Source organism: Streptomyces sp. NPDC099050 (genome assembly GCF_044759865.1).
Taxonomy (GTDB): domain Bacteria; phylum Actinomycetota; class Actinomycetes; order Streptomycetales; family Streptomycetaceae; genus Streptomyces.
Genome location: NZ_JBIWAE010000034.1, coordinates 53,348 through 63,747 on the forward strand (window position 1 = coordinate 53,348; position 10,400 = coordinate 63,747).

Sequence of the window (10,400 nt, forward strand, 5' to 3'; positions counted from 1 at the left end):
GGTGCCGGGTCCGGTGCCGGGTCCGGTGACGGGGTCGGTGCCGGGGTCGGCACCCGTACCGGGTCCGGCGCCCGATCCCGGCCCGGGCGCCGGCCGGGTCAGGGCCGGGAGGCCCGGACGGCCGGTGGACGCCGGGCGCGTACCAGGAGGGCACGGGCGCATACGCTGGACCGATCATGAGCGAGCGCGCCCGATCCCGTTTCCGCACCTTCTTCCGGGCCCGGTCCGGATCCCGGTCCCCGTCCGGACCGCCGCATGGATCCGCGTCCGGACCGCCGCATGGATCCGGATCCGCGTCCGGACCGCCGTCCGGGCCGCCGTCCGCATCCTCCTCCGGGTCCCGGCCCGGATCGCCGCGCCGACCCGGGCCGGCGGAGCCGGCCCCCTCCCCCGCCCGGCCTCGGCAGTTCGCGGTGGCGCTGCGTACGCCCGCACGGGCCGCCGAACCGCTGCTCGCGCAGGCGCCCGAGGCCTGGCAGCGGGTGCTGCCGTACGCCGTGACCGCCGTGTGCGTGCTGACGCTGCTGCCGGTGACGATCGTGGTGCTGACCAACGACTACAAGGCGGGTGGCGGCTGGGCCGGGGCGCTGGGCGTGGCCCAGACCCTGCCGCTGCTGCTCGCCGTGACGAGGCCGCTGCCCGCGTGGGGCATGGTGCTGGCCGCCGATGTGGTGGGGGCCGCCGTACTGACCCAGGCCGACCGGGTGGCCGGGCACGCCTGGCCGTGGACCCCGATGGTGATCATCGGCTACCTGGTGCTGATGGCCTGCCTGGGGCTGCGCGAGTCCATCCGGACCCTGGTCGGGGTGTGGCTGGCGACCGGCGTGGCCGGGGCGGTGCTGAGCGGCTTCCCACCGGACGGGGTGACCAACACGGTCGCCCTGCTGTTCGTCCTGGCCGGGGTGGTGCTCGCGCTGACGGGGGCGCTGCGCGGGCTCGGCGACGCGCGCCAGAAGATCGCCGAGCAGGAGAGCATCAGCGAGGCCGAGCGGTCCCGGCGCACCTTGCTGGAGGAACGGGCCCGGATCGCGAGGGAGTTGCACGACGTGGTGGCCCACCACATGTCGGTGATCACGGTGCAGGCGGATTCGGCGCCGTACCGGCTGCCCGGCATGGCGGAGCCGGTGCGGGAGGAGTTCGCGGCGATCGCGTCGAGCGCGCGGGAATCGCTGGGCGAGATGCGGCGGCTGCTGACCGTACTGCGCGGCGACGAGACGGACGGCGCCGACCGGACCCCGCAGCCGGGGCTCGGCCGGTTGCAGCAACTGGTGGAGGCGACCGTACGGGCCGGGCAGCCGGTGGAGTTGGCGCTGGCCGCGGGCGCGGCCGGGGCGGCGCCGCCCGCCGTGGACCTGTCGGCGTACCGGATCGTCCAGGAGGCGCTGGCCAATGTGGTGCGGCACGCGCCGGGTGCCCCGACGCGCGTCTCGGTGACCTTCGACGAGGAGGAGGTCCTCGTCCTGGTGGTCAACGGCCCCGCGCGGGACGCGGTGGTGGCGGTGGAGACTTCGGGGACCGGGCACGGGCTGGTGGGGATGCGGGAACGCGTACGGTTGACGGGCGGGACGCTGGACACCGGTCCGCTGCCCGACGGCGGCTTCCGGGTCGCCGCCCGCATGCCCATCGACAGCGCTGCCGAGGAACCAAGTTGACCATCCGCGTGATCATCGTCGACGACCAGGCCATGGTGCGGGCGGGTTTCGCCGCGCTGTTGTCGGCGCAGGCCGACATCGACGTGGTGGGCGAGGCGCCCGACGGACGCCAGGGGATCCAGGTCTCCCGCTCCGTCCACCCCGACGTGGTGCTGATGGACGTCCGGATGCCGGAGATGGACGGGCTCAGCGCCGCCCGCGAGCTCCTCGATCCGCCGCCGGGGGTGGTGCACCGGCCGAAGGTGCTGATGCTGACCACCTTCGACATCGACGACTACGTGTACGAGGCCCTGCGCGCGGGGGCCTCCGGTTTCCTCCTGAAGGACGCCCCGCCGGCGGACCTGATCGCGGCGGTACGGGTGGTCGCCTCGGGCGAGGCGCTGCTGGCCCCGTCGGTGACCCGGCGGCTGATCGCGGACTTCGTCGAGCGGCGGCCGGTGCCGCGCCGCGATCCCGCGCTGCGGCTGAACGGGCTGACTCCGCGGGAGACCGAAGTGCTGGAGCTGATCGCGCGCGGGCTGTCGAACCAGGAGATCGCCGGTCATCTGGTGGTCGCCGAGCAGACGGTCAAGACGCACATCGGGCGGGTGCTGGGAAAGCTGGACCTGCGGGACCGGGCCCAGGCCGTGATCTTCGCCTATGAGGCGGGGCTGGTGCGGCCGGGCGACGGCGGCTGAACCCGACTGCGGCTGAAATCCCGCCCGGCCGCCGCTCCTCCGCCACCGCCTCCGCCACCGCCTCCTCCACCCCCTACCGGGGTATGACATCCGACTTGGCTCCACGGTGCGACGCCCGGTGGGGCACCTCCTTCTTACCTTCCTCCTCGTCACGAGGAGAGGAGAAGGGGCATGCGCCGCTTCGCAAGGACACTGGTCACGGCCGCGCTGGCGGCGGCCCTCGTCGCCGGCACCGCGGGATGGGCCTCCGCGGACGCCCAGACGGCGGTCACCGGCCCGCCGCCGGGCACCGCCGCCTGGCGGGCCGACACCGTGTCCGGGCGGCCGCTGCCGGATCCGGCGCGGGCGGCGCCGGCCGAGGTCGCGCGGTTCTTCGCCGGGCTGGACGCGTCCCGGGCCCGGGCGCTCGTACGGGCCCACCCGCTGGTGGTCGGCAATCTGGACGGGGCTCCGCTCCCCCTCAGGTACGAGGCCAACCGGCTGGCGGTAACGGCGAACGGCGAGCCCCGCTTCGCCCCGCTGGCCGCGCCCGGCCGGCAGATCCTGGCCTTCGACCCGCGCGGACGGGGCACCGTCGCCGAGGTGTTCGGGGACCTGGAGCGGACCGCGCACATCGCGGTGATCGTGCCGGGCTCGGACAACGACGCCACCACCTACGACCGCGCGCGGGCGGCGCACACCGGTCCGGCGTACACCCGCCCGGCGCAGACCGGCCCGTCGCATACCGGCCCGTCGGGCATGGCCCGCTCCCTGCGGTCCGCGACCGGGGAGACGGCCGCCGTCATCGCGTGGACCGGCTACACAACGCCCGTCGGGGTGGGGCTGGACACGGCCCGGGGGCGGCTGGCGCGGGCGGGCGCGGTCCGCCTCGCCCGGTTCACCGACGGGCTCGACGCGGTCGGCGCACCCGACCCGGTGCTGTTCTGCCACAGCTACGGCTCGGTGGTCTGCGGGCTGGCGGCCCGGCACACGGACGCCACCGACATCGTCGCCTTCGGGTCCCCCGGGATGCGGGCCGACAGCGTCGGGGGCCTCGGCACCGGCGCCCGCGTCTGGGCGGCGCGCGGGCCCTCCGACTGGATCTCCGACGTGCCCAACGTGCAGTTCGCGGGGCTCGGCCACGGAGCCGATCCCACCTCGGCGGCCTTCGGGGCCCGCCGGATCGACGCCGCCGACGTGGCGGGCCACGCCGGCTACTTCACCCCCGGCACCCGGTCCCTGAAGGCCTTCGCCGCCATCGCGACGGGAACGGCCCGATGACCACGACGGCGGACCGGCCGGCGAGCCCGGCGGGCATCCTCGGCAAGGCGCGGGCGGCCGCCGGCCGGATCGACGCGAAGACGCCCGCCCACCGGGACCGGGCGATCGACGGACTGCGGGCGCTGGCCCTGCTGGCCGTTCCGACCGGGCACTGGCTGCTCGGCGGATTCACCCTCGACTCCGGCGGGGCGCTGCACAACGCGAGCCCCCTCTCCGCCTTCGGCGGCCTGGCCCCGGCCAGTTGGGTGCTGCAGATGCTCGGCGTCTTCTTCCTGGTCGGCGGCTACGCCTCGGCGCTCTCCTTCCGGCGGCACACCGGATCGGCCGGGGCCTGGCTGAAGGGCCGGGTCGCCCGGCTGGGCCGGCCGGTGCTCGGGGTCACGGCGGTGTGGGCGCTGGCCGCGCCCCTGCTGTACGCGGCCGGGGTTCCGGAGGACACCCTGCGGACCGGGGCGAAGCTGGTGATCCAGCCGTTGTGGTTCGTCGGGGTGTACGTGCTGGTCACCGCGCTGACCCCGTACTGCGTGCGCGCCGCGCGGCGGTTCGGCGGCTGGGCGGCGGCCCCGCTGCTCGCCTCGGTCGCCGTGGTGGACTTCCTGCGCTACGGGCCCTTCGCGGACTCGGTGCCCGGATGGGTGGCGCTGCTGAACATCCTGCCGGGCTGGCTGTTCGCGTACCAGCTCGGCGTGGACTGGGGCGAGGGCCGGATCGGGCGGCGCGGCGGGTGGCTGCTGCTGGCGGGCGGGGGCCTGCTGTTCGCGGCCCTGCTGATGGTCTTCCACTACCCGGCCTCGATGGTCGGCGTGCCGGGCGAGGCCCGGACCAACTCGCATCCGCCGTCGCTGCTGGTACTGGCGCTGGCCGCGGCCCAGTCGGGCGCGGCGATCCTGCTGCGGGACCGGCTGGCGCGGCTGCTGGCCCGGCCGCTGCTGTGGGCGCCGGTGGTCGTGATCAACCTGTGCGCGATGACGATCCTGTGCTGGCACCAGACGGCGATGCTGGCGGCCGCCGTACCGGGGTCGTTCGCGGGTGCTCTGGCCGGGCTGACGACGGCGCCGGACAGTGTGGGGTGGATCGTGGCGCGGCTGGCGTGGATGCCGGTGTTCGCGGCGCTGCTGGTGGGCATCGCCCGGTACGCGCGCCGGTTCGAGCGGCCTCCGGCAGGCCTGACGCGGGCCACGGCGGTGCGCGGGACCGTGGCGGGCCTGCTGGCGGCCGGATTCGCGGTGTTCGCGCTGGGTCTGGCGTAGGTCTGGCGCAGGTCTGGCGCAGGACCGCGGCCGGAGCCCCCGTACGACCGGATCACCCGTACGAAACGAGAGCGCCGCCCCCCGAGGGGAGCGGCGCTCTCGTGCGACCGGTACCGGTACGAGTACCGGTCAGGCGATGGAGGCGGCGACGATCGCGGCGACCGCGAGGTTGCAGGAGGCCGTCACCCACACGGCGGGGTGCGGCTCGGGGTCGACGACGATGGCGCCGAGCTTGCCCGGGGTCACCAGGTCCAGCAGCAGGAAGGCCACGGCCATCAGGACCAGACCGAGGATGCCGAACGCCGCCGTGGACAGCAGGCCCTTGCCGAAGTCCTCGTAGGTGGTCCAGATCGAGGTGAAGACGATGCCGCCGATGCCGAGCAGCGCCGACGAGAGCATCACGGAGGCGTTCCGGTTGCGCTCTTCCCAGATCTGCTTGGGCAGCTTGCCGGGGGTCAGCACGTCCACCAGGACGATGCCGAGGATGAGCAGCACCAGGCCGACGCCGCCGAAAGCGGTGGTGCGGCCAAGTCCGTTGATGATGTCGCTCATTGGGAAGCCGTCTCCGGGGTGGGGTAGGAAGTACGTCGCGTGCCTGTCGGCGCGGTGGCCGAATCTATCGCACCGCATGGCACCCGACCATGGGGAGGTCAGGAAATGGCACAGCTCAGGGCCGCGCGGGCCGGGGAGGCCGCGGAGCTGACGGGGCTGGTCATGCGGTCCAGGGCCCACTGGGGGTACGGAGCGGAGTTCCTCGCCGCGCCCACGCTTTGGTGGCTGCGGATCGCGGACTCGACGGGATGCGGGTCGAAGGCCTTGCCGTCCGCGGTGAGCCGGTCGCGGATCCGGCCGCGGAACTCCAGCAGCCCGTCGGGGCGCAGCACTCCCAGGTCCCCGGTCGGGACCGGTTCGCCGCCGCCGGGCGCGGTGAGGTGGATCTCCCCGTCGCGTACGTCCGAGCGGCAGCCGGGGAAGGCGGTTCCGATCAGCGAGAGCTCCTCGGCCCCGTCCAAGGGGGCCGCGAGCTGCGGGAGTTCGAACCGGGCGCCGGCGCCCGCCGCTTCGGTGGGGCGTCGACGGCGCGGCGACTCCGGTGTCCAGCGCGGGCCTTCGGGCAGGACGAGTGCGCCGCCCTCGCACAGGGCGCGCGTCCATCCGGCGGCGAAGCCGGTGAGGTCCGGGGCGGCGCTGATCAGGTGCCGGTCCTCGGGAACCGGCCGCGCGACCGCCGCCCAGCCTTCGTGGGCGGCGAGGATCCGGTCGTGGGAGAGGGGGACGGCCCGCCGATGCGGATCACCCGCAGGTCGCCGCCGTCGTCGAGGCGGGCCTGCTCCGCGGTGTCGGCGAGCAGGGCGAAGGGCCGGACGGCGGCGAGCTGGCGCTGTCCGGTGCGCGGGTTCTCGACGTCGATGACGGTGCAGGCGGCGGCTGCCTTGAGGAGGCCGAGGAGGAGGACGACGAGCTCGGCGCGCGGGGCGGAGCCCACGGCGACGACGGCCCGTTCGGGCAGTCCGCAGTCGAGCAGGTGGCGGGCCGACTGGTTGGCGCGCGCGTCGAGTTGTCCGTAGGTGAGGCTGTCGGTGCCCGCGGCGACGGCCTGGGCTCCCGGGGTGTCGCGGGCCCAGCGTTCGAAGCGGGAGAGAACGGTGTCGCCGGGGCCCCGGCCGGAGTGCGTGAAGGGCTCCGATCCCCGCGTCATGGGCCGATTCTGGCACCGGGCACCGGGCACCGACAGGTACGAGGGCCGCGAAAATCTCTCGTACGAGCGAGGGTTGATCCACTAAGGTCTGCGCTGGTGCCGACTGGCACCGGTGGACAAGTTTCGAATGGTCGGAGGCCCCATGGCCAAGGAAATCCAGGTGGCGTACGACTGCGCCGATCCGCGCGCGCAGGCGGAGTTCTGGGCGCAGGCGCTGGGCTATCGCGTCCAGCCGACGCCGGAGCACCAGAACGACTGGGCGGCCATCTCGGATCCCGAGGGCAAGGGACCCCGGCTCTACTTCCAGAGGGTCCCGGAGGCCAGGACCGAGGCGAAGAACCGCCTGCACCTGGACGTGCGCTCGGCGCCCGGTCTGAAGGGGGACGCGCGGATGGCCGTGCTGGAGGTGGAGGCCGCCAGGCTGGAGGCGCTGGGTGCGAAGCGGCTGTACCGCCTGGAGTCCGACGAGGTCAACGAAGGGATCATCGTGATGACCGATCCCGAGGAGAACATCTTCTGCCTCGACTGACCTCTCGGCCAACGGGTCGTCTGCCGAACCGTCCGCCAAACCGTCCGCCAAACCGTCTGGCGAGCCGTCTGACGTGTCGCCCGACCGGTCGCGCGATCTGTCGCCCGACCCGTCGAACAGGGTTCCTGGTCACCCAGGGACCATCTGCCCCTTGACCTCAAGTTTGGTCGAGGTCCTACCGTTCGGCTCATGGACATGGAAGTCACCGCCTGGACCTCGCTCCACAGCGCGATCAACGCCCAGCAGGACCGGCGCCCGCTCTCGCGGGCCGGTCTGCGCCGGGTCGCCGCCTTCGCCCGCCCGCACCGGCGCGGGCTCACCTTCTTCCTCCTTCTCAGTGTGGTGACCGCGCTGCTCGCGGTGGCCACCCCGGTGCTCGCGAGCCGCGTGGTCACCACGATCGTCGAGGGCCGCGAAAGCGGTACGGTCACCCGCCTCGCCCTGCTGATCGCGCTGATCGCGGTCGCGGAGGCGGGGCTGGGGCTGGTCCTGCGCCGGCTGTCGTCCACCCTCGGCGAGGGGCTGATCCTGGATCTGCGGACGGCGGTCTTCGACCACGTGCAGCGGATGCCGGTGGCGTTCTTCACCCGGACCCGCACCGGTGCGCTGGTCAGCCGGCTCAACAACGACGTGATCGGTGCGCAGCGCGCCTTCAGCAACACCCTGTCGGGGGTGGTGTCCAATACCGTGACGCTGCTGCTGACCCTGGCGGTGATGCTGGGCATCTCCTGGCAGATCACCCTGCTGGCCCTCGTGCTCCTCCCGGTGTTCGTGCTGCCCGCCCGCCGGATGGGGGTGCGGATGGCGGCGATGCAGCGGGAGGCGTCCGCGCTCAACGCCTCGATGGGCACGCAGATGACCGAGCGCTTCTCGGCTCCGGGCGCCACGCTCGTCAAACTGTTCGGACGGCCCGACGAGGAATCGGCGGAGTTCGCGGCGCGCGCCGCCCGGGTGCGTGACATCGGGATCCGGACGGCGATGGCCCAGTCGGCCTTCATCACCGCCCTGACCCTGGTCTCCGCGCTGGCCTTGGCGCTGGTGTACGGCCTCGGCGGCCACTACGCGCTCGCCGGCTCCCTGGACGCGGGCTCGGTGGTCGCCCTCGCCCTGCTCCTGACCCGGCTGTACGCGCCGCTGACCGCGCTGGCCGGGGCGCGGGTGGAGGTGATGAGCGCGATGGTCAGCTTCGAGCGGGTCTTCGAGATCCTCGACCTGAAGCCGCTGATCTCCCAGAAGCCGGACGCCCGCCGGGTGCCCGAGGGGCCGGTGACGGTCGAGTTCGACAACGTCTCCTTCGGCTACCCCTCCCCCGACAAGGTGTCCCTCGCCTCCCTGGAGGAGGTCGCCACCCTCGACGCGCGGGGCGGCACGGAGGTGCTGCACGGGGTGTCCTTCCGCGCCGAGCCCGGGCAGATGATCGCCTTGGTCGGTTCCTCCGGCGCCGGCAAGTCGACCATCGCGCAGTTGCTGCCCCGGCTGTACGACACCGACACGGGCGCGGTCCGCCTCGGCGGGATCGACGTACGGGACCTCACGGCGGACTCCATCCGCGAGACGCTGGGCATGGTCACCCAGGACGGCCACCTCTTCCACGAGTCGGTACGGGCCAACCTGCTGCTGGCCCGCCCTGAGGCGGGGGAGGACGATATCTGGGAGGCCCTGCGCCGGTCCCGTCTCGACGGGCTCGTGGCCTCGCTCCCGGACGGGCTGGACACGGTCGTCGGCGAGCGCGGCTACCGGCTCTCGGGCGGGGAGCGCCAGCGGCTGACCATCGCCCGGCTGCTGCTGGCCGGCCAGCGGGTGGTGATCCTGGACGAGGCCACCGCCCATCTGGACTCCACCTCGGAGGCGGCCGTACAGGAGGCCCTGGCCGAGGCCCTGTCGGGCCGGACCGCCGTGGTGATCGCGCACCGGCTGTCGACGGTGCAGGCCGCCGATCTGATCCTGGTGGTGGAGGAGGGCCGGATCGTGGAACGCGGCACCCACGCCGAGCTGCTGGCGGTGGGCGGACGGTACGAGGAGCTGTACCGCACCCAGTTCGCGGCGGCCGGCCCGGACGGGGACACGCGGGCGGCACGGGCCCTCCCGGGCGGCGCGGCGGCGGTCTCCGGCGGATGATGGCCAGCGGGGCGGCCGGCACCGGCCGCCCGGAACCGCCCGCCGGGAACCGCTGGACACGGAGTCAGGAGAAGCCGATGGACATCAAACTGGAACTGGTCGCCGTACCGGTCACCGACATCGACCGGGCCAAGGCCTTCTACGAACGCATCGGCTTCCACGCCGACCACGACGTCACGGTCAGCGAGGAGATCCGCTTCGTCCAGCTGACCCCGCCGGGCTCGGCCTGTTCGATCGCCATCGGCAAGGGCCTGACCCGGATGACACCGGGTTCGCTGGACAACCTGCAGGTCGTGGTCGCGGACATCGAGGAGGCCTTCGCCGATCTCAAGGGCCGGGGCATCGAGGTGACGGAGATCGAGGACATGCCCTGGGGCTCCTTCGTCTACTTCTCCGACCCCGACGGCAACGGCTGGGCCGTCCAGCAAACCACCCCGCGCACGACCCCGGCGGGCTGAGCGGGCGCGAGGCCGCCTCGCCGCTTTGGCCCGGACACGCATCGGACGCGCATGGGACGCACATCGGGCGCGCATCGGGCGTTCACCTGCTCCGTGAGCTTGCCCTGCGCAGAGTGAGGGTGCGGTGCACCAGGGCGGAGCCGCCGAGCCGGTCGGGCCAGGGCCGGGGTCAGCCCCTCCTTCCGGACGGTCACATCGACGCCGATGGTGCGCTGGGCGTCGGCTTCCTGCCGGGCGGCGGTCTTGGCTCTTCTGGCACCAAGGCTCGTCCCGGCGGGCTCCGCGGAGTGGTGACGGAAACTCAGAATCGGTTGTATCAGGGGGTGTTTGTCCGGCCGGAAACGGGTCACACGCCTAAACAGCGGAGCACGCAGCCCGGACTGCAGCGAGGCTTCGTCGGCCGGGGCCGTGCGGGAGAACGACGCTCACACGGCCCCGGCCACCGGCACCACGGCTGCCGCACGGGATCCGTGCGGCGCCGGGAACTCCGACACCCCGCGACCGCCTCTCCGGCCGCGGCGGCGGAGCGGCTTCCCGGCAGCCCCCGACGACGGCGCTCAGACCACCGTCCCCGGGCCTCGGATCCCGGCGGCAGGCACCACGGACCACCACGGACTCCCGCCACCGGGACCGCCGACGTCCGCCACGAGCTAGCTTTACCTCTAGACGAGTCATTCCGATGTGATCAGTGGTCGTAGGCGATCAAGGATCGTGTGACGGGTTGGCCGGTCTTGTGGTTGTGCCAGATCGCGGCGGC

Annotated in this window: 10 protein-coding genes; 7 read left to right on the forward strand and 3 right to left on the reverse strand. The window is 73.6% G+C overall.

All coding sequences use genetic code 11. The annotated features are described in order from the left end of the window. Window positions 1-413: 413 nt before the first annotated feature. From ACIQV3_RS36660 to ACIQV3_RS36675, 4 genes are all read left to right on the forward strand, one after another. Window positions 414-1,652 (forward strand): sensor histidine kinase, encoded by a 1,239-nt coding sequence (locus tag ACIQV3_RS36660; RefSeq protein ID WP_403720528.1) that lies wholly within the window; start codon window positions 414-416, stop codon window positions 1,650-1,652. Further along, window positions 1,649-2,329 (forward strand): response regulator, encoded by a 681-nt coding sequence (locus ACIQV3_RS36665; RefSeq protein WP_403720563.1) that lies wholly within the window; start codon window positions 1,649-1,651, stop codon window positions 2,327-2,329. Before ACIQV3_RS36660 ends, ACIQV3_RS36665 begins: the two co-directional genes overlap by 4 nt. A 171-nt stretch (window positions 2,330-2,500) precedes the next feature. Continuing rightward, entirely contained in the window at window positions 2,501-3,589 is a 1,089-nt protein-coding gene (locus ACIQV3_RS36670) for an alpha/beta hydrolase (RefSeq protein WP_403720531.1), read from the forward strand. Beyond that, entirely contained in the window at window positions 3,586-4,839 is a 1,254-nt protein-coding gene (locus ACIQV3_RS36675) for an acyltransferase (protein WP_403720534.1), read from the forward strand. Before ACIQV3_RS36670 ends, ACIQV3_RS36675 begins: the two co-directional genes overlap by 4 nt. A gap of 129 nt (window positions 4,840-4,968) precedes the next feature. Here the strand turns inward: ACIQV3_RS36675 and ACIQV3_RS36680 are convergent, their stop codons facing one another. From ACIQV3_RS36680 to ACIQV3_RS36690, 3 genes are all read right to left on the reverse strand, one after another. After that, window positions 4,969-5,391, reverse strand: a complete 423-nt coding sequence (locus tag ACIQV3_RS36680) for a DUF350 domain-containing protein (protein WP_385379686.1) — start codon at window positions 5,389-5,391, stop codon at window positions 4,969-4,971. Window positions 5,392-5,489: 98 nt separating this feature from the next. Next, window positions 5,490-5,852 carry a hypothetical protein gene (locus ACIQV3_RS36685; RefSeq protein ID WP_403720539.1) on the reverse strand — a complete coding sequence of 121 codons (363 nt, stop codon included), beginning with the start codon at window positions 5,850-5,852 and terminating at the stop codon, window positions 5,490-5,492. A gap of 179 nt (window positions 5,853-6,031) precedes the next feature. After that, window positions 6,032-6,538, reverse strand: a complete 507-nt coding sequence (locus ACIQV3_RS36690) for an AMP-binding protein (RefSeq protein ID WP_403720541.1) — start codon at window positions 6,536-6,538, stop codon at window positions 6,032-6,034. A gap of 142 nt (window positions 6,539-6,680) precedes the next feature. Here ACIQV3_RS36690 and ACIQV3_RS36695 point away from each other — a divergent pair, with 142 nt between their 5' ends. The 3 genes from ACIQV3_RS36695 to ACIQV3_RS36705 all read left to right on the forward strand — a co-directional run bounded on the left by ACIQV3_RS36695 (window position 6,681) and on the right by ACIQV3_RS36705 (window position 9,643). After that, the gene (locus tag ACIQV3_RS36695) at window positions 6,681-7,067 is read left to right on the forward strand and encodes a VOC family protein (RefSeq protein WP_403720547.1); all 387 of its coding nucleotides are present in this window, start codon (window positions 6,681-6,683) and stop codon (window positions 7,065-7,067) included. A 189-nt stretch (window positions 7,068-7,256) separates the two neighbouring features. After that, window positions 7,257-9,185, forward strand: a complete 1,929-nt coding sequence (locus ACIQV3_RS36700) for an ABC transporter ATP-binding protein (protein ID WP_403720552.1) — start codon at window positions 7,257-7,259, stop codon at window positions 9,183-9,185. A gap of 77 nt (window positions 9,186-9,262) precedes the next feature. Further along, window positions 9,263-9,643, forward strand: a complete 381-nt coding sequence (locus ACIQV3_RS36705) for a VOC family protein (protein ID WP_403720556.1) — start codon at window positions 9,263-9,265, stop codon at window positions 9,641-9,643. The last annotated feature ends 757 nt before the right edge of the window (window positions 9,644-10,400 follow it).

Bases quoted from the DNA above. Each gene is read 5' to 3' on its own strand.
- ACIQV3_RS36670 (WP_403720531.1), top strand. From the start codon at position 2,501: ATGCGCCGCTTCGCAAGGACACTGGTCACGGCCGCGCTGGCGGCGGCC.
- ACIQV3_RS36675 (WP_403720534.1), top strand. From the start codon at position 3,586: ATGACCACGACGGCGGACCGGCCGGCGAGCCCGGCGGGCATCCTCGGC.
- ACIQV3_RS36680 (WP_385379686.1), bottom strand. From the start codon at position 5,391: ATGAGCGACATCATCAACGGACTTGGCCGCACCACCGCTTTCGGCGGC.
- ACIQV3_RS36690 (WP_403720541.1), bottom strand. From the start codon at position 6,538: ATGACGCGGGGATCGGAGCCCTTCACGCACTCCGGCCGGGGCCCCGGC.
- ACIQV3_RS36695 (WP_403720547.1), top strand. From the start codon at position 6,681: ATGGCCAAGGAAATCCAGGTGGCGTACGACTGCGCCGATCCGCGCGCG.
- ACIQV3_RS36700 (WP_403720552.1), top strand. From the start codon at position 7,257: ATGGACATGGAAGTCACCGCCTGGACCTCGCTCCACAGCGCGATCAAC.
- ACIQV3_RS36705 (WP_403720556.1), top strand. From the start codon at position 9,263: ATGGACATCAAACTGGAACTGGTCGCCGTACCGGTCACCGACATCGAC.